Genomic DNA, 16,745 nt, shown 5'->3' with positions numbered 1-16,745 from the left:
GGACACCGTGCCCCAGCCACCCGCGCTCTCCACCGACACCGTCCTCGTCGCCAACCGCGGCGAGATCGCCCGCCGGGTGATCCGCTCCGCCAAGGCCCTCGGCATGCGCACCGTCGCCGTCTACTCCGACGCCGACCGCGCCGCGCCGCACGTCCGCGAAGCCGACGTCGCCGTCCGCCTCGGCCCGGCGCCCGCCCGCGACTCCTACCTGCGCATCGACGCCGTGGTGCAGGCAGCGAAGGACACCGGCGCCGGCTTGGTCCACCCCGGCTACGGGTTCCTGTCGGAGAACACGGACTTCGCCCGCGCCTGCGAGGACGCCGGCATCCGGTTCGTCGGGCCGACCGCCGACCAGATCGTCCGCTTCGGCGCGAAGCACACCGCTCGCGAGCTCGCCGCCGCAGCCGGGGTCCCGATGCTCGCCGGCACCGGCCTGCTCGAGAGCGTCGACGACGCCGTGGCCGAGGCCGAGCGCATCGGCCTGCCGGTGATGCTCAAGGCCACCGGTGGCGGCGGCGGCATCGGCATGCAGGCGTGCGCGACCCTCGACGAGGTCCGCGAGGCGTACACGAGCGTCACCCGCACGGCCACCGCGGCCTTCGGGTCCGCCGGCATCTTCCTCGAACGCCTGGTGCGACCGGCCCGGCACGTCGAGGTCCAGCTCTTCGGCGACGGCCAGGGGCGCGTCGCGGTGATCGGCGACCGGGACTGCTCGTTGCAGCGTCGGAACCAGAAGGTCATCGAGGAGGCCCCGGCGCCCGCGCTGCCCGAGCACGTCCGCAGCGAGCTGCACGAGTCCGCCCGTCGCCTGGCCGCGAGCGTCGGGTACCGCAGCGCCGGCACCGTCGAGTTCGTCTACGACCCGGTCCGCGAAGAGGCGTCGTTCCTCGAGGTGAACACCCGCCTGCAGGTCGAGCACCCGGTGACCGAAGAGGTCTTCGGGGTCGACCTCGTCGAGCTCATGCTCCGCCTGGCCCGCGACGGCGCCGAGGGCATCGACGACGACGTCTTCGACCGCACCTGGACCCCGAACGGCCACGCCGTCGAGGCCCGTGTCTACGCCGAGGACCCGGCGAAGGGTTCGTTGCCCTCCAGCGGCCTCGTCACCCAGGCGGTGTTCCCGAGCGCGACCACCGAGTCCGGCGACCCGAGCGGACTCCGCGTCGACGGCTGGGTCGAGACCGGCTCCGAGGTCTCGGCGTTCTACGATCCGATGCTCGCGAAGGTCATCGCCACCGGCGAGACCCGCGACGACGCCCTCGACCGGCTGCGCGACGGCCTCGCCGCCACGCGGATCGACGGCATCGTGACGAACACCGGGCTGCTCCGAGCGCTGACCGACGACCTCGAGCTCCGCACCGCCACGCACTCCACCTCGACGCTCGACGAGACCGACGACCCGGACCCGCGCATCGACGTCCTCGCCCCGGGCACCATGACGATGATCCAGGACCTGCCCGGCCGGGTCGGGTACTGGCAGGTGGGCGTCCCGCCGAGCGGACCGTTCGACGCCGCGTCGTTCGCCGAGGCGAACCGCGCCGTGGGCAACCCCGACGGCGCCCCCGCGCTCGAGATCACGGCGACGGGTCCGACGCTGCGCTTCTCGACCGCCGCCGTCGTCGCGCTCACCGGCGCACCGGCGCCCGCGACCCTCGACGGCGACCCCGTCCCGCTCTGGGAGCCGATCGACGTCGGCGCCGGACAGACCCTGGCGGTCGGGACGGCGCCCGGGCCCGGCCTGCGCACGTACCTGGCCGTCCGCGGCGGCTTCGACGTCCCCACGTACCTCGGCTCCACCGCCACGTTCACGCTCGGCGGCTTCGGCGGCCATGCCGGTCGCGCGCTGCTCGCCGGCGACGTCCTGCGGCCAGGCTCACCGGACTCCGACGCCGCGCACCCGGCGTTCCCCGCCGGCACCCGCCTGGGCCTGGTCGGCGGCCCGACCCCGGCCGATCGGCGCACCGCGCTGACCGACACGTGGGAGATCGGCGTCACCGAGGGGCCGCACGCCGCCCCGGACTTCTTCACCCGCGCGGACCTGGACGTCTTCTACGCCACGGACTACGGCGTGCACCACAACTCGGCGCGCACCGGCATCCGGCTCATCGGGCCCCGACCCGAGTGGGCGCGGACGGACGGCGGCGAGGCCGGTCTGCACCCCTCGAACATCCACGACACCCCGTACGCGGTCGGTGCGATCGACTTCACCGGCGACACCCCGATCATCCTGGGTCCGGACGGGCCCTCGCTCGGCGGCTTCGTCTGCCCCGCCGTGGTCGCCAGCGGCGACCTGTGGAAGCTGGGCCAGCTCCGACCAGGTGACACGGTCCGGTTCGTCCCCGTCCGCGAAGCCGACGCCGCCGCGCTCGAGGCGAACCGGGCCTCCCGGACCGTCCCCCGCACCGGGGGCGACGGCGACGACGGCGTGATCACCCGCCTGGAGGCGACCGACGTCCGCCCGAGCGTCGCCTACCGACGCGACGGCGACGACAACGTGCTCGTCGAGTACGGCGACATGACGCTCGACATCGCGCTGCGCATGCGCGTGCACGCGCTCATGACGAAGCTGCAGCAGGAGGCGCCGAAGGGCATCCTCGACGTCACCCCGGGCATCCGCTCGCTGCAGGTGCACACCGACGCGTCGGTCCTGAAGGCCCGTGACGTGGCCGGGCTCCTCCGCGAACTCGAGGACGAGATCCCGCCCACCGACCAGCTCGTCGTGCCGTCGCGCACCGTCAAGCTCCCGTTGTCGTGGGACGACCCCGCCACACGCCTCGCCATCGAGCGGTACGTGAACGGCGTGCGGAACGACGCACCGTGGACCCCCTGGAACATCGAGTTCATCCGGCGCATCAACGGTCTGGAGAGCGTCGACGACGTCTTCCGCACCGTCTTCGACGCGAGCTACCTCGTGCTCGGCCTGGGCGACGTCTACCTCGGCGCCCCGGTCGCCACACCGCTCGACCCCCGGCACCGTCTCGTCACGACGAAGTACAACCCGGCCCGCACCTGGACTGCCGAGAACTCCGTCGGCATCGGTGGTGCGTACCTCTGCATCTACGGCATGGAGGGGCCGGGCGGCTACCAGTTCGTCGGGCGCACCGTGCAGATCTGGAACCGGTTCCGCCGCGGCGGACTGTTCCAGGAGGACCCGTGGGCGCTGCGCTTCTTCGATCGCATCGAGTGGTACCCGGTCGGCGCGGACGAGCTGCTCGAGCTGCGAGCCGAGACCGACGCCGGACGGGGCTCGTTCGAGACCGTCGACGGCGAGTTCTCGATCGCGTCGTACAACCGCTTCCTCGAGGCGAACGCGGGCTCGATCGCGGACTTCCGGGCGCAGCAGACGCGGGCGTTCGGCGAGGAGAAGGAGCGCTGGCGCGCGTCCGGCGAGTTCGACGTGCGCGACGAACCGGCCGCCGTCGTGGCGGACGAGGTCGTCCTGCCCGCCGGGGCGACGGCCGTGACCGCGCCCTTCACCTCGACGGTGTGGCAGGTGGACGTGCGACCGGGCGACCGGGTGGACGAGGGACAGAAGTTGTTGGCAGTGGAGGCGATGAAGATGGAGTCGATGGTGCACGCACCGGTGGAAGGCCACGTGTTGGAGGTCTACATCAAGCCGGGCGACCAGGTCGCACCGGGGCAGGTCCTGGCCGCGATCGGAGCGGGAGCGTGAGCGCGGCGAGCGCCGCTGCGGACCGCGTCCGCGACGCCTTCGACCGCATCGACGCCGTCGACCGGCCCGAGGTCTGGATCACCCTGCGCGACCGCGCCGCGGTCCTGCAGGAGGCCGAGGCCGTCGACCCGACGCTCCCCCTCGCCGGCCTGCTGTTCGCCGTCAAGGACAACATCGACGTGGCCGGCTTGGCCACGACCGCAGCCGCCCGCTCCTACGCGTACGAACCCGCCGCCGACGCGACCGCCGTCGCCCGCCTGCGCGCCGCCGGCGCGGTCGTCGTCGGCAAGACGAACCTCGACCAGTTCGCCACCGGCCTGGTCGGCACCCGGTCACCCTTCGGCGCGGTCCGGAACGCGTGGGACCCGACGCGGATCTCCGGCGGGTCGTCGAGCGGTTCCGCCACAGCCGTCGCGCTCGGCATCGTCGACTTCGCACTCGGCACGGACACCGCCGGCTCCGGCCGCGTGCCGGCGGCGCTCGGCAACCTGGTCGGCGTGAAGCCGACCAAGGGCCTGGTGCCGAACACCGGTGTCGTGCCGGCCTGCCGCTCGCAGGACTGCGTCACGGTCTTCGCCCGATCGCTCGACCTCGCCCGCACGGCGGCGGAGCTGATGGCCGGGCCGGACGACACCGACCCGCTCGCCCGAATCGACGTCGCTCTCGCCGACGTACCCGCCGTCCCGCGGATCGCGATCCCGCTGCCCTCGCAGCTCGAGGGCCTCGCGCCGGGCTGGGCAGAGGCCTTCGCCGCCGCCGTCGAGCGCTTCCGCGCACTCGGCCACCAGGTGGTCGAGGTCGACATCGCACCCCTGCTCGACGCAGCGTCGCTGCTCTACGACGGCGCGTTCGTCGCCGAGCGGTACGCCGCCGTCGGCGCGCACGTCGAGGCGCACCGCGACCTGGTCGGCGACGACCTGGACCCGTCGGTCGCCACGATCGTCCTGGGTGGCGCCCGACCCACGGCAGCGGACCTCTTCGCGGACCAGGAACGCCTCGACGTGCTCGGCGCCGCGGGACGCGCCGCCCTCGCCGGCACCACAGCGCTCCTCACGCCCACCACGACGTGGCACCCCACCCTCGACGAGGTCGCGGCCGATCCGATCGGCGCGAACAGCCGGATGGGTCGGTACACGAACTTCGCCAACCTGCTCGACATGGCCTCGCTCGCCGTCCCTTCCGGGTTCGTCGACGGCCTGCCGTTCGGGGTCATGCTGACCGGTCCCGCGTTCACCGACCGACGGCTCGCGGCGCTCGGCGCCGCGTTCCTCGCGCCCACCGTCGACCTGCTGGTCGTCGGAGCGCACCTCCGTGACCAGCCGCTGAACGGCCAGCTGGTCGCGTCCGGCGGATCGTTCGTCCGGGAGGCCCGCACCGCGTCCGACTACCGGCTGTACGCCCTCGACACGGTGCCGCCAAAGCCCGGGCTGGTCCGGGTGGGGCGGGTCGCGTCCGGCGCTTTCGCGCCGGGGTCGGGGTCGGCTTCGGGCTCGGGCTCGGGCTCGGGTTCGGGGATCGCCGGTGAGGTCTGGCGGCTGCCCGCCGCCGGGTTCGGCACCTTCGTGGCGTCCCTGCCCGCGCCGATGGCCATCGGCACCGTGGCACTCGAGGACGGCACCGACGTCACCGGGTTCCTGGTCGAACCCTTCGCCGTCGAGGGCGCACTCGACATCACGGCGTTCGGCGGCTGGCGGGCCTACCGCGAGCAGGCATGACGCCGCGCTGGGAGGATGACTCCATGTCCTCCGACGACCGACCGGCCAGGCCCGGTCGCCCGAGGGCCGTCCCGAACGCCGACTCGGCGCTCAGTCCCCGCGACCAGATCCTCGACGCCGCCGCCGCCCTGTTCGTCGAGAACGGCATCAGCGCCACCTCGACCCGGGCAATCGCGGAGCGGGTCGGCATCCGCCAGGCCTCGCTGTACTACCACTTCGCCGGCAAGGACGACATGCTCGTCGAGCTCCTGACGACCTCGGTCCGGCCGAGCCTCGAGCTCGTCCGCGAGCTCGAACAGCGGGTCCCGGCGTCCGCCACCGCCGCCGGTGCCCTGGCCGCGCTCGTCCTGATCGACGTGGAGACCCTCGCCCGCACCCCGCACAACATCGGCACGCTCTACCTGCTGCCCGAGGTGCAGGGCGAGCGCTACGACGGGTTCCGGGCCGAGCGGGTCGAGCTGCGAGACGCCTACGGGCGCCTCGGGTCGCTCGCCGCCGCCGCCGACGTCGATGCCTCGATTGATCCCGCCCGGCTCGGCGGGATCCTCATCCAGCTCGCCGAGACCGTCATCCAGCTCCGCCGCGTCGGAGGTGTCGAGGAGGCCGACCGCGACGCCATCGTCGCGACCTGCCTGCGGGCGTGCGGGCTCGACACCACTGCCGTGGCGGATGCCCGCCGCGAGGCCGGGTCACTGCTCGCCGCCGTCACCGTCTGACCAGCTCTTCCGTTCGTCTCCGTCGCCCCATCTGGAGGTTCTGCCATGACCGCACTCTCCCCCGCCGCACACCGTCCACTCGCCGACGCCCTGCTCCCCCGCACCGCGGTCGTGAGCACCGCGCTCGTCCTGGGTGGTGCGCTGCTCACCGCCGGCGCCGCACAGGTGTCCGTCCCGCTCTGGCCCGTCCCGATCACCGGGCAGACGCTCGCCGTCCTGCTGGTCGGCAGTGCCCTCGGTGCGCGCCGCGGTGCCCTGTCGATGCTCGTCTACGCACTGCTCGGAGTCGTCGGGCTGCCGGTCTTCGCGGGTGGCTCGGCCGGGGTCGGCGTGCTCGTCAGTCCCTCCGGCGGGTACATCGTCGGCTTCGTCGCCGCCGCTGCCCTCGTCGGGTGGATCGCCGAACGCTTCGGCGACCGCCCCCTGCGCAACTCCGTGCTGTCCTTCGCGCTCGGCACCGTCGTGACCTTCGCGGCCGGCATGGTCTGGCTCGCGGTGTCGCTCGGGCTGGACCTGCAGCAGACGCTCGCTTTCGGGCTGTACCCGTTCGTCCTCGGCGGTGCGGTGAAGGCGCTGCTCGGTGCCGGGATCATCTCGCTCGGGTGGACGGCGGCGGTCCGGCGACGCGTCGGTGGTCGAGACGTCGGGCGCTGAAGCGTCGCTCGCTGGGGTGTGTGAGGTCGGGCGTCGTGTTAGGTTGTGCACAACATGATCGAGCACAACCGATGACCCGGACCGCCGGGATCCTCCTCGCCCTGCACGGAGCGGGCACGTCGACGACGCGACCCCTGCGCGTCCGGGCGCACCGGATGGTGGAGCGTGGCTTCGCCCCCGGCCTCCCGCACGCCGTGCTGGTGCCCCTGCTGGAGATCGCCGCCGGCACAGCCCTCGCACGAAGCCAACGACGGTCGACGACAGCGGTCGCTGCCGCTGCCGCAGCGACCGCACTCGGAGCAGTGCGCACCGGCATCGACCTCGAGGACCGCACCGTCACCGCGGGAACCGTCGCCGCCGCAGCACTGGCCGTCTCCGGCGCGACGGCGGTGGCCCGCGCGCATCGCGTCGGCCTCCTCGCGGCGACCGGTGCAGTGATCGTGTTCGAGCTCACCCGCCGGCGTCGCATCCGCAGCGTCGGTCGACGCACCGCTCCACCCTCCCCTGTGAAAGGCACGTGCCCCTGATGACCTCCCGCCGCCGCACTTCCCGCTCGACCAAGCCCCGCACCGTCGTCCGCATCCTGCTGGGTGCGGCCATGTCCTGGGCCGGCATCAGCCACCTCACGGTCGCACGCCAGGAGTTCCGGGCCCAGGTGCCGGAGTTCGTCCCCCTGGACCCGGACGTCACGGTCCTGGCATCGGGCATCGCCGAGATCTCCCTCGGTGCCGCCCTGATGCTGCTGGTCCGCCGGCAGGCCACCGTCGGGTGGGTCGCAGCGGTGTTCTTCACCGCGATCTTCCCCGGCAACATCGCGCAGTGGATGCACCACCGTGACGGCTTCGGCCTGGACACCGACACCAAGCGGTTCGTCCGGCTCCTGTTCCAGCCCGTGCTGATCGCCGTCGCGCTCTGGGCGACGAACGCACTCCGCAAGCGGCGCTGAACCCGGCTGCAGAGCGCCCCGGTCGCTCACGTCCTCGAGGGCGATCGGTGCTGCATCTGGAAATGCAGAAAACCCCCGCGTGAACGGGGGTTTTCTGAGAAGTGGCGGTACCGGTGGGATTTGAACCCACGGTGGAGTTGCCCCCACACATGTTTTCGAGACATGATCCTTCGGCCGCTCGGACACGGTACCGGGAAAGAGTTTACACGATCCGGGAGGCCCGTCACGCCACCCGACGTCGGCTCGCCCTCCACAGGCGGTCACCCTCACGGCTCTTCCCACACCCACAGGGCGCCCACGTCGTCGACTCGGCCTGCGGGCGTACCGTCCACGGCATGAAGACCCGCACGCTCATCGCACTCCTGACGTCCGTCCTCGGTGGGGCCGGTGTCCTCGGGGCAGCCGCCGTCGGGGCCCGGGCCGGCGTCAAGGGTCAACGGGCGGCTGCGCAACGAGTGGTCGACATGCTGCCGATCCACGCCGACTGGTGGCACGAGCGACAGCAGCACGAGGGGCAGCTCCTGTACGTGGCGATCGGCGACTCGGCGGCGCAGGGCGTCGGTGCGACGGTTCCGTCGCGCGGGTACGTGGGCCTGTTGGCGCGACGGATCCGGCACCGTTCCCACGAGTCGGTGCGGGTCGTGAACCTCAGCGTCTCGGGCTCGACGACCTGGGGTGCCAAGCGCGACCAGTTGCCGAAGCTCCGGCAGTACACGCCCGACATCTGCACGGTGTCGATCGGGGCGAACGACATCGCGGACTTCGACCCGGACAAGTTCGAACGGAACATCCGGGCGATCTACGGCGCGGTGCCGTCGCACGCCGTGGTGGCCGAGCTGCCGTGCATGTTCGTGCCGGACCGTGAGCGCAAGGTGGCAGTGGCGAACGAGATCGTGCACCGCGTGGCCGCCGAGTTCGGGCTGACCGTGGCGCCGCTGCACACGATCACGAAGCGGGTCGGGGTCCGCCGCACGTTCTTCAACAGCTACGGCGACCTGTTCCACCCGAACGACCGGGGGTACGAGGTCTGGGCGAGCGCGTTCGAGCCGGCGGTCGACGCCCGGGTGGACACGGTCGCGGCGATCCGCCACTACCTGTCCGCGCGCGAAGCGGAGACCCTCGGGCGTGAGGCCGGGGCCGTCGCGAACGCTCGTGCCGAGCAAGACACCGACGGTGCCGAGGCACTCGACCACGCCAACCGACCGAGTCCCGTCGAACGGATCCGCAACCGGATGACGGGGTCGATCGCCCTGCCCGACGAGCCGGTGCACCGCTCCGGCGATGTCGGCGGCACGGCCTAGCCTCGACGACATGGCGCGCCCGCAGTCCCTCTACCGATGCACCGAGTGCGGCTGGACCAGTGTCAAGTGGGTCGGCCGGTGCGGCGAGTGCCAGACCTGGGGCACGGTCGAGGACTCCTCGGCGGTCTCGGCCAGCACACGTGGCACCGCGGCCGTCGCCGTCACGGGTGCCCGAGCGGCACGGCCCATCACCGAGGCCCGCGGCACGACGGTGCAGCGCTGGCAGACCGGCATCGGCGAGTTCGACCGCGTGCTCGGCGGCGGGGTCGTCCCCGGCGCTGCGGTGCTGCTGTCCGGCGAACCCGGTGTCGGCAAGTCCACGCTCCTGCTCGAGGTCGCTTCGCGCGCGGCCGCTTCCGGCAAACGCGTCCTCTACGTCAGCGCGGAAGAGTCCGTCGACCAGGTCCGGCTCCGCGCCGAGCGCACCGGGGCGATGCACGACGACCTCTACCTGGCGAGCGAAGTCGACCTCGGCGTCATCATCGGCCAGATCGACCAGGTCAAGCCGGACCTGCTCATCGCCGACTCCGTCCAGACCATCTCGTCCAGCTCGATCGACGGCATCGCGGGCGGGACCTCCCAGGTGCGCGAGGTCGCCTCGACCCTGATCCGCATCGCGAAGGACCGCGCCCTCCCCGTCCTGATCGTCGGCCACGTCACCAAGGACGGCACGATCGCCGGGCCACGCCTGCTCGAGCACCTGGTCGACGTCGTCTGCCACTTCGAGGGCGACCGGCAGACCGCGCTCCGCTTCGTCCGGGCTCTGAAGAACCGTTTCGGCCCCACGGACGAGGTCGGGTGCTTCGACATGGGCGGCGACGGCATCCACGAGGTCCCCGACCCCAGCGGCCTCTTCATGTCCAAGAACACGACCCCGGTCTCCGGCACGTGCGTGACCGTGGCGCTCGAGGGGCGTCGGGCGCTCCCGGTCGAGGTCCAGGCACTCATCGTGCCGAGCTCCGCGCCGCAGCCCCGTCGGGTCGTGAACGGTGTCGATGCCTCACGCGTGGCGATGCTGCTCGCGGTGCTCGAACGCCGAGCCGGCCTCAAGCTCTCCGATGCCGACGTCTACGTCTCGACGGTGGGCGGCATGAAGCTCACCGAACCCGGCGCCGACCTGGCGATCGCCCTGGCCCTGGCGAGTGCGGCACGAGACCGCCCGTACCCGCACACGCTCGCGGCCGTCGGTGAGATCAGCCTCGCCGGCGAGATCCGTCCGGCCACGGGCACGAAGCAGCGCGTGAACGAGGCGAGCCGACTCGGCTTCACGACCGTCCTCGGCTCGGACTCCGGGCATCTGCGCGAAGCACTGCGTGTGGCGTTCTCGATGACGCAGTCGGCCCGTGAGCGCGAGCTCGACCGCGCGTTCTGAGCCGACGGCCCACCGCGGACAGCCCGACGGCCAGCCCTAAGCGCGCAATGCGGCCAGCAGGTCCTCCGGGGTCGCCTGCATGGTGTTCGGCCCGGCGATGTCGAAGAACACGCCCTCGAGCATGTCGAGGTGGGCGTCGAGGAACTCCTCGAGCCGCGGTCCGTCGTAGACCATGACCTGCCGGATCTTCTCGTCCGGCACCATCGCCGTGTAGGCGTCCGCCGACGAGAACAGCAGCAGGATGCGCTGTTCAGAGCCTTCGCGCCCGAAGACCCGCACCTGCATGTCCTTCTTGCCGGTCACGAGCCGGGGGACGATCACGATGTCGTTGCGCAGCGCGAACGCCACCGCAGCGACGTCCTGCTTCGCGAGGGCTTCCTCGAGTTGTTCACTCCGGAAGCGCTGTTCCTTGTCTGCCATCTGAGCAATTCCACCAGATTTTCGTCGTTCAGTGACGCACGGGTAGCCAGTCGGCCCAGAGCACGCTAGCCTGATGGAACCGCTTCGGCGGCGCTCAACGTTCGAGCGAGGTGGTTTGCCCCTCAACTCGGACTACCAGGGTCACTGGCCATCAGGCCTGACCCCGAACCCGTCCCGCCGGCACCTGCCCGCGTGGCGCATCACCCCCGTCGACGTACGTCGGGGCTCCGCAGGTGCGATCGCACCATGGCGGAACGCAAGAAAGCTAAGGAAACGCCATCATGGCATCTACCGGTACCGTCAAGTGGTTCAACAACGAAAAGGGCTTCGGCTTCATCGCCCCGGACGACGGAAGCGCTGACGTCTTCGCGCACTTCTCCGCGATCGCCGGCAACGGCTACAAGTCGCTGGAGGAGAACCAGAAGGTGGAGTTCGACATCACCGAGGGCCGCAAGGGCCCGCAGGCGGAGAACATCACCGTCCTCGGCTGATCACATCAGCTTCGAACGGCCCCGTCGTCCTCTGGACGGCGGGGCCGTTTGCTGTCCACTGATGTGTTGGACCGGTGCGCAGTGGATACATCGTCTACGTCGACGAAAGCGGAGATCACAGTCTCACGCGCATCAATCCGGACTACCCGATGTTCGTGCTCGCGTTCTGCATCTTCCCCGTCGACGTCTACGTCGACCGGATCGTTCCGCTCGTCCAACGCCTCAAGTTCGACTTCTTCAACCACGACATGGTCGTCCTCCACGAGCGGGAGATGCGTCAGTCAGCTCCGCCGTTCGACATCCTCCTGAACGCCTCCGTCCGCAGCGATTTCATGGCAAGAGTCGACGCCGTGTTCGATGAGCGCTTCGGGGTGGTTGCATCCGCCATCCGGAAGCACGAGTTCGTCCGCCGGGTCGGGGAGGACACGAGTCCGTACCACGTCGCGCTCGAGTTCGGGCTCGAACGGGTCTTCTTGCAGCTCCAGGATCGAGGAGCGTCCCGGTGCGAGACGTTCGTGGTCTTCGAGAGCCGGGGCCGCTCCGAGGACAGGGAGCTGGAGGCCGAGTTCGACCGCATCATGAGCACCACGAAGATGCGTGGGATGGCCGAGACCTTCCGTTTCAAGATCGCGAGCAAGCAGACGAACAGTGCCGGGCTCCAGATCGCCGATCTCGTCGCTCGTCCGATCGGCACACATCTCCTCAAGCCCGAGCAGCCCAACCGCGCGTGGGACCGGATCCTCGAGCGCATGCCGAAGTCGCCGTCTGGTTCGGTGAAGGGCTGGGGCCTGAAGGTGTACCCGTGAAAGCGAGAACCCCCGGGGGTTCCGGGGGTTCGACGCCGATCGGGCATTCCCAATCCACTTGCCCCGAGGCTACCAGCCCGCGCGACGCCCGGGCTACTGCAGGATGAACTGCACCGAGGCCGTCGACTTCAGGTTCCCGACCGCGACCTGCAGGTGGTAGCTGGCCCCGTCGGCCGAGACCGCCGGGCGGGACGCATCGCACGTCGTGGTGGACGACCGGGTGCGGTCCCAGGCGATCGCGGGCGTGGTCAGGGTCTGCCCGGACTTGATCGTGACGTCCTGGTTCGTGCCGCCGGTCTGGCAGTCCTTCGACGACCAGTACTGCTCCTCGCCCGAGCTGATCGTCAGCACCTGCTGCGCTGACCCGAGGTCGAGGTGGCACGAGTTCGTGCCGGTGTTCTTGATCGACATGGCGATCTTCGGGTCCTCGGTGGGGCCGTACGCCTCCTTGTCGAGCACGGGCGTGAGGACGACCTGGTCCTTGCTGCACGTCGACCCGTCGGCAGCGCCCGACCCAGACGCCGACGCAGATGCCGACGCCGAACGGGACGGTGCAGCGGACGAAGCACCACCGGCCGAAGCCGGGGCCGAAGCGGACGGCGAGGACGTGGGCGCTGCCGTCGGGGTCGACGCGCTCCCTCGTCCGACGACGATGAGCACGACCACCACGATGATGATCACGAGCGCGCCGAGCACAGCTGCACGACGGCGCCAGTACACGACCGGCTTCTCGGGCCCGACGGGGTGACGCAACGACGACATGCGCACAGGGTAGACAACGGCGGATGCCCGGTGCGGGACCCCCGCCGGGTGCCGCGCGAAAGCGTCAGAGGATCTTCAGCATGCGGGTGTTGCCGAGGGTGTTCGGCTTGACCCGGGCGAGGTCGAGGAACTCCGCGACCCCTTCGTCCGACGACCGCACCAGCTCGGCGTAGACGGCGGGTTCGACGACCTGCTCGCCGATCTCCAGGTAGCCGTGCTTCGCGAAGAAGTCGACCTCGAACGTCAGGCAGAAGATCCGCGCGACGCCGAGTTCACGGCCGTCGTGTTCGAGCGCCTCGAGCATCCGGTGTCCGACGCGCTTGTGGATCCAGTCGGCGTCGAGGGCGAGCGTGCGCACCTCGGCGATGTCGTCCCAGAAGACGGCGAGGGCACCACAGCCGATCGGGACGCCGTCGGGACCCTCGGCGATCCGGAACTGCTGGATCGAGCCGTACAGCGCGACGTTCTCCTTGCCGAGCAGGATGCGCCGATCGACGTAGGGGGCGATGAGCCGCTGGATGTGCGGGACGTCCGAGGCGAGTGCCGGACGCACCAGGATCCCGTGCTCGTCACGTTCGTGGAACGCGTGCTTCCCGTGCTCTGTCATCCCGACAACCATAGCCGCGCGTGGACGAGCGGCAGCCGACCGCTCCGGGGGACATCCCGCTGTACTGCGCCCAGGCGCGGCCGCCTACCGTCCACACCATGCCTCAGATCATCGAAACCGTCGACGTCAACGTCCCCGTCTCCGCAGCGTACGGTCAGTGGACCCGCTTCGAGGAGTTCCCGCACTTCCTCGACGAGGTCGAGAAGATCGTCCAGGTCGACGACAAGACCACCGACTGGACCGTGAAGGTCGCCGGCCAGGAGCGCGAGTTCCGCGCCGTCATCACCGAGCAGCACCCCGACGAGCGGGTCGCCTGGGCCGTCAAGGACGGCGAGACCGACCACGCCGGCGTCGTCACCTTCCACAAGCTCTCCGACGACGAGACGCGCGTGACCGCGCAGATCGACTGGGAGCCGTCCGGCTTCCTCGAGAAGCTCGGCGCCGCGGTCGGCGTCGGTGGCCACGCCATCAAGAAGGACCTGCAGAACTACAAGGAGCGCGTCGAGTCGGCTCCGACCGACACGGGCTGGCGCGGCGACGTGCAGGCGTGATCACGGCCTGACACGTCCGCACACGGACAGACGGGAGGCCCGGTGCCAGCTGGCACCGAGCCTCCCGTCTGTCTGGTGTCGGGTCCTAGGACTCGATCTCGCCCTGGGGCGCGTCGGTCGCGGTCTCGACCGCGGCTGCGCCGGCGAGGACCTCTTCGCGGCCCGGCTGACGCCCGGTCTCGAAGTGGAACGCACCGTCGACGAAGTCGACCTTGACGTGGTCACCGGCGGTGAGCTCACCCTGCAGGATGTGCTCGGACAGCTGGTCCTCGACCTCGTGCTGCATCGCGCGACGCAGCGGGCGTGCACCGAGGGACGGGTCGAACCCGACCTTGATGAGCTGCTCCTTGGCGGGGAGGGTCAGCTCCACCGTCATGTCGCGGTCGAGCAGACGGTCGGCCAGGCGCTTCACGAACAGGTCCACGATCTGCAGCAGCTCAGGCTGCGACAGCTGCGGGAACACGATCGTGTCGTCGACGCGGTTGAGGAACTCCGGCTTGAAGTGCTTCTTGAGCTCCTCGTTGACCTTGCCGCGCATGCGGTCGTAGCCGACGGCCGAGTCACCCTCGACCTGGAAGCCCACCGGGCCACCGGCGATGCCCTGCGAACCGAGGTTCGTGGTCATGATGATGACGGTGTTCTTGAAGTCGACCACGCGGCCCTGACCGTCGGTGAGACGACCCTCCTCGAGCACTTGCAGCAGCGAGTTGAAGATGTCCGGGTGGGCCTTCTCGATCTCGTCGAACAGGACCACGGAGAACGGCTTGCGGCGCACCTTCTCGGTGAGCTGGCCGCCCTCCTCGAACCCGACGAACCCGGGAGGGGCACCGAACAGACGCGAGACGGTGTGCTTCTCGCCGAACTCCGACATGTCGAGGGAGATCAGTGCGCCCTCGTCGTCGAACAGGAACTCGGCGAGCGCCTTGGCGAGCTCGGTCTTGCCGACACCCGTGGGCCCGGCGAAGATGAACGAGCCCGAGGGGCGGTTCGGGTCCTTCAGACCGGCACGGGTCCGGCGGATGGTCTTGGACAGGGCCGAGATGGCCTCTTCCTGACCGATCACGCGCTGGTGCAGTGCCTTCTCCATGAAGACGAGACGCGAGGTCTCCTCTTCGGTGAGCTTGAACACCGGGATGCCCGTGGCCTGCGCCAGGACCTCGGCGATGATGCCCTCGTCGACGGTGCCGGACGCGGCGACGTCACCGGCACGCCACTGCTTCTCGAGGCGGAGTCGCTCGCCCAGGAGCTTCTTCTCCTCGTCACGCAGGCTGGCTGCCTTCTCGAAGTCCTGCTCCTCGATGGCGGCTTCCTTCGACCCACGGACCGTCGAGATCTTCTCGTCGAACTCGCGGAGCTCTGGGGGCGCCGACAGGATCGAGAGGCGCAGGCGTGCGCCGGCCTCGTCGATCAGGTCGATGGCCTTGTCCGGCAGGAAGCGGTCCTGCACGTAGCGGTCCGCCAGGTTGGCGGCCGAGACGATCGCACCGTCGGTGATGGACACCTTGTGGAACGCCTCGTACTTGTCGCGCAGGCCCTTGAGGATGTTGATCGTGTGCGGCAGCGACGGCTCGTTGACCTGCACCGACTGGAAGCGACGCTCGAGTGCGGCGTCCTTCTCGAAGTGCTTGCGGTACTCGTCGAGCGTGGTGGCACCGATGGTCTGGAGCTCACCGCGGGCGAGGAGGGGCTTGAGGATCGAGGCGGCGTCGATCGCACCTTCGGCAGCACCGGCACCGACGAGCGTGTGGATCTCGTCGATGAAGACGATGATGTCGCCGCGGGTGCGGATCTCCTTCGTGACCTTCTTCAGGCGCTCCTCGAAGTCACCGCGGTAGCGGGAACCGGCGATGAGCGATCCGAGGTCGAGCGAGTAGAGCTGCTTGTCCTTCAACGTCTCGGGCACGTCGCCCTTGACGATCGCCTGGGCGAGGCCCTCGACGACGGCGGTCTTGCCGACGCCGGGCTCACCGATCAGGACGGGGTTGTTCTTGGAGCGGCGGGAGAGGATCTGCATGACCCGCTCCATCTCCTTCTCGCGCCCGATGACGGGGTCGAGCTTGCCGTCGCGCGCGGCCTGGGTGAGGTTCCGACCGAACTGGTCGAGGACCTGCGAACCCTGCTGCGCGTTCTGCTGCTGCTCGCCGCCGACGGCGACCGCTTCCTTGCCCTGGTAGCCGGACAGGAGCTGGATGACCTGCTGGCGGACCCGGTTGAGGTCGGCGCCGAGCTTCACGAGCACCTGGGCTGCGACGCCCTCGCCCTCGCGGATCAGGCCGAGCAGGATGTGCTCGGTACCGATGTAGTTGTGGCCGAGCTGCAGCGCCTCGCGCAGGGACAGCTCGAGCACCTTCTTGGCACGCGGCGTGAACGGGATGTGCCCGGTCGGCTGCTGCTGACCCTGGCCGATGATGTCCTGGACCTGCTCGCGGACGGCGTCGAGCGAGATGCCGAGCGACTCCAGCGCCTTGGCAGCAACGCCCTCGCCCTCGTGGATCAGGCCGAGGAGGATGTGCTCGGTGCCGATGTAGTTGTGGTTGAGCATCTTCGCTTCTTCTTGAGCGAGGACGACAACACGACGGGCTCGGTCGGTGAATCTCTCGAACATGTGCTCTCCCTTGGCCCTTTCTGACGGAGCCGACAGCTGGTCCGGTCTCGTCTGAGTCCGGTCACGTACTCCGAGAGTAACCAGCGCTCCCCGTGCGGGCTGCCCCTGTTCGCCGTGGGCGTGACC

At 70.3% G+C, this 16,745-nt stretch carries 15 protein-coding genes and 1 tRNA gene; 11 read left to right on the top strand and 5 right to left on the bottom strand.

The features are described from left to right. Window positions 1-7 precede the first annotated feature (7 nt). From uca to EDF48_RS15005, 6 genes are all read left to right on the top strand, one after another. The gene (gene uca / locus EDF48_RS15030; protein WP_131880945.1) at window positions 8-3,673 is read left to right on the top strand and encodes an urea carboxylase; all 3,666 of its coding nucleotides are present in this window, start codon (window positions 8-10) and stop codon (window positions 3,671-3,673) included. Then, window positions 3,670-5,388, top strand: a complete 1,719-nt coding sequence (gene atzF, locus EDF48_RS15025; RefSeq protein ID WP_131880943.1) for an allophanate hydrolase — start codon at window positions 3,670-3,672, stop codon at window positions 5,386-5,388. Before uca ends, atzF begins: the two co-directional genes overlap by 4 nt. A 23-nt stretch (window positions 5,389-5,411) precedes the next feature. Then, a complete protein-coding gene (locus EDF48_RS15020; protein ID WP_131880941.1) occupies window positions 5,412-6,104 on the top strand; it encodes a TetR/AcrR family transcriptional regulator in 693 nt (230 codons plus the stop codon). A 45-nt stretch (window positions 6,105-6,149) separates the two neighbouring features. Then, window positions 6,150-6,758, top strand: a complete 609-nt coding sequence (locus EDF48_RS15015; protein ID WP_131880939.1) for a biotin transporter BioY — start codon at window positions 6,150-6,152, stop codon at window positions 6,756-6,758. A gap of 71 nt (window positions 6,759-6,829) precedes the next feature. After that, entirely contained in the window at window positions 6,830-7,285 is a 456-nt protein-coding gene (locus tag EDF48_RS15010) for a hypothetical protein (protein WP_131880937.1), read from the top strand. Next, window positions 7,285-7,704, top strand: coding sequence for a hypothetical protein (locus tag EDF48_RS15005; protein ID WP_131880936.1), 420 nt, complete (start codon window positions 7,285-7,287; stop codon window positions 7,702-7,704). Before EDF48_RS15010 ends, EDF48_RS15005 begins: the two co-directional genes overlap by 1 nt. 102 nt (window positions 7,705-7,806) lie before the next feature. Here the strand turns inward: EDF48_RS15005 and EDF48_RS15000 are convergent. Further along, a tRNA-Ser gene (locus EDF48_RS15000) sits at window positions 7,807-7,896 on the bottom strand. Between the two features lie 143 nt (window positions 7,897-8,039). Here EDF48_RS15000 and EDF48_RS14995 point away from each other — a divergent pair. Further along, the gene (locus EDF48_RS14995; protein ID WP_131880935.1) at window positions 8,040-9,005 is read left to right on the top strand and encodes an SGNH/GDSL hydrolase family protein; all 966 of its coding nucleotides are present in this window, start codon (window positions 8,040-8,042) and stop codon (window positions 9,003-9,005) included. A gap of 10 nt (window positions 9,006-9,015) precedes the next feature. Continuing rightward, window positions 9,016-10,377 carry a DNA repair protein RadA gene (radA, locus tag EDF48_RS14990; protein ID WP_243698118.1) on the top strand — a complete coding sequence of 454 codons (1,362 nt, stop codon included), beginning with the start codon at window positions 9,016-9,018 and terminating at the stop codon, window positions 10,375-10,377. A 36-nt stretch (window positions 10,378-10,413) separates the two neighbouring features. Here radA and EDF48_RS14985 read toward each other — a convergent pair whose 3' ends face one another. Next, window positions 10,414-10,797, bottom strand: coding sequence for an SseB family protein (locus EDF48_RS14985; protein WP_131880933.1), 384 nt, complete (start codon window positions 10,795-10,797; stop codon window positions 10,414-10,416). Between the two features lie 281 nt (window positions 10,798-11,078). On the opposite strand from EDF48_RS14985, the gene EDF48_RS14980 reads away from it, so the two are divergent. After that, window positions 11,079-11,288, top strand: coding sequence for a cold-shock protein (locus EDF48_RS14980; protein WP_017887662.1), 210 nt, complete (start codon window positions 11,079-11,081; stop codon window positions 11,286-11,288). A 74-nt stretch (window positions 11,289-11,362) separates the two neighbouring features. Beyond that, entirely contained in the window at window positions 11,363-12,094 is a 732-nt protein-coding gene (locus tag EDF48_RS14975; RefSeq protein WP_123339190.1) for a DUF3800 domain-containing protein, read from the top strand. Window positions 12,095-12,187: 93 nt separating this feature from the next. On the opposite strand, the gene EDF48_RS14970 is transcribed toward EDF48_RS14975, so the two are convergent. Both EDF48_RS14970 and EDF48_RS14965 read right to left on the bottom strand, forming a co-directional pair. Beyond that, on the bottom strand, window positions 12,188-12,856 hold the full coding sequence (locus EDF48_RS14970) for a hypothetical protein (RefSeq protein ID WP_131880932.1): 669 nt from the start codon (window positions 12,854-12,856) through the stop codon (window positions 12,188-12,190). 64 nt (window positions 12,857-12,920) lie between these two features. After that, complete coding sequence (locus EDF48_RS14965; RefSeq protein WP_173170102.1) at window positions 12,921-13,463, bottom strand: amino-acid N-acetyltransferase; 543 nt, start codon at window positions 13,461-13,463, stop codon at window positions 12,921-12,923. A gap of 98 nt (window positions 13,464-13,561) precedes the next feature. Between EDF48_RS14965 and EDF48_RS14960 the strand changes: the two genes are divergently transcribed. Further along, on the top strand, window positions 13,562-14,014 hold the full coding sequence (locus EDF48_RS14960; protein ID WP_131880931.1) for an SRPBCC family protein: 453 nt from the start codon (window positions 13,562-13,564) through the stop codon (window positions 14,012-14,014). Between the two features lie 85 nt (window positions 14,015-14,099). On the opposite strand, the gene EDF48_RS14955 is transcribed toward EDF48_RS14960, so the two are convergent. Continuing rightward, complete coding sequence (locus tag EDF48_RS14955) at window positions 14,100-16,619, bottom strand: ATP-dependent Clp protease ATP-binding subunit (RefSeq protein ID WP_123294552.1); 2,520 nt, start codon at window positions 16,617-16,619, stop codon at window positions 14,100-14,102. Window positions 16,620-16,745: the final 126 nt, after the last annotated feature.

The organism is Curtobacterium sp. PhB191, from assembly GCF_004346515.1.
Lineage (GTDB): Bacteria > Actinomycetota > Actinomycetes > Actinomycetales > Microbacteriaceae > Curtobacterium.
The sequence above is the reverse complement of the archived record's forward strand: the minus strand, read 5'-3'. Positions and strand labels throughout refer to the sequence as shown.

What these genes read in the sequence shown, in the direction of transcription:
- EDF48_RS14995 (WP_131880935.1), top strand. Translation starts at nt 8,040, where the DNA reads ATGAAGACCCGCACGCTCATCGCACTCCTGACGTCCGTCCTCGGTGGG.
- EDF48_RS14970 (WP_131880932.1), bottom strand. Translation starts at nt 12,856, where the DNA reads ATGTCGTCGTTGCGTCACCCCGTCGGGCCCGAGAAGCCGGTCGTGTAC.
- radA (WP_243698118.1), top strand. Translation starts at nt 9,016, where the DNA reads ATGGCGCGCCCGCAGTCCCTCTACCGATGCACCGAGTGCGGCTGGACC.
- EDF48_RS14980 (WP_017887662.1), top strand. Translation starts at nt 11,079, where the DNA reads ATGGCATCTACCGGTACCGTCAAGTGGTTCAACAACGAAAAGGGCTTC.
- EDF48_RS14955 (WP_123294552.1), bottom strand. Translation starts at nt 16,619, where the DNA reads ATGTTCGAGAGATTCACCGACCGAGCCCGTCGTGTTGTCGTCCTCGCT.
- EDF48_RS14985 (WP_131880933.1), bottom strand. Translation starts at nt 10,797, where the DNA reads ATGGCAGACAAGGAACAGCGCTTCCGGAGTGAACAACTCGAGGAAGCC.
- EDF48_RS15015 (WP_131880939.1), top strand. Translation starts at nt 6,150, where the DNA reads ATGACCGCACTCTCCCCCGCCGCACACCGTCCACTCGCCGACGCCCTG.
- EDF48_RS14965 (WP_173170102.1), bottom strand. Translation starts at nt 13,463, where the DNA reads ATGACAGAGCACGGGAAGCACGCGTTCCACGAACGTGACGAGCACGGG.
- EDF48_RS15005 (WP_131880936.1), top strand. Translation starts at nt 7,285, where the DNA reads ATGACCTCCCGCCGCCGCACTTCCCGCTCGACCAAGCCCCGCACCGTC.
- EDF48_RS14960 (WP_131880931.1), top strand. Translation starts at nt 13,562, where the DNA reads ATGCCTCAGATCATCGAAACCGTCGACGTCAACGTCCCCGTCTCCGCA.
- EDF48_RS15020 (WP_131880941.1), top strand. Translation starts at nt 5,412, where the DNA reads ATGTCCTCCGACGACCGACCGGCCAGGCCCGGTCGCCCGAGGGCCGTC.
- EDF48_RS15010 (WP_131880937.1), top strand. Translation starts at nt 6,830, where the DNA reads ATGACCCGGACCGCCGGGATCCTCCTCGCCCTGCACGGAGCGGGCACG.